Raw genomic sequence first — 573 nt, forward strand, 5'->3', positions numbered from 1 at the left:
GTAGAACTCGTCCGGCGTTGCCATCAGCTCCCGGTGCGAGGCGTTGGCGACGAGGATGTTGGCATCGCGATCCAGCAGCATCACGAGCGCGTCCACGCCCTCGATCACCTCGCGCAGCAGGGTGCGYTCGSYCTCSAGYTCYKCCTCGCGCTSCTTSAGCGSSGTGATGTCGCGGTAGARGCCGAGCAGCCCCCCATCGGGCAACGGGCGCGTGTTGAACTCGATCCAGAAGCCGCCCGCCGTCAGGCGCACGTAGTGCGATCCGCCGGGCTGGCGCATGAGCGCCGCGCGCTCGGCCACCAGCGCGTCCAGCCCCTCGGGCGTCGCGGGCGGCGGGCCGAAATCGCCGCGCTGGGCCTGGAAGCGCAGGATGTCCTCGGCGCGGGCACCGGGATAGRCCACCTCCTCGGGGAGGGCCTGGAACTCCATGAGCTGGCGGTTGGCCACCCGCCACCGGAAGTCGGCATCGTAGAGCATGACGCCGTCGGGCAGGTTGTCGATGATCGTTGCGAGCATCGTGCGCTCGTGCGCAAGGGCGAGCTCGGTGGTCTTGAGCGCGGTGATGTCGCGGAC

The 573-nt window shown here is 69.8% G+C and carries 1 protein-coding gene; it reads right to left on the bottom strand.

Translation table 11 applies throughout. The annotated features are described in order from the left end of the window. Positions 1 to 573 (bottom strand): PAS domain-containing protein (locus AC1DWF_RS37080; protein WP_476843415.1); only part of this gene is annotated, 573 nt, incomplete at both ends.

This window comes from Aminobacter sp. P4_D5, assembly GCF_056401815.1.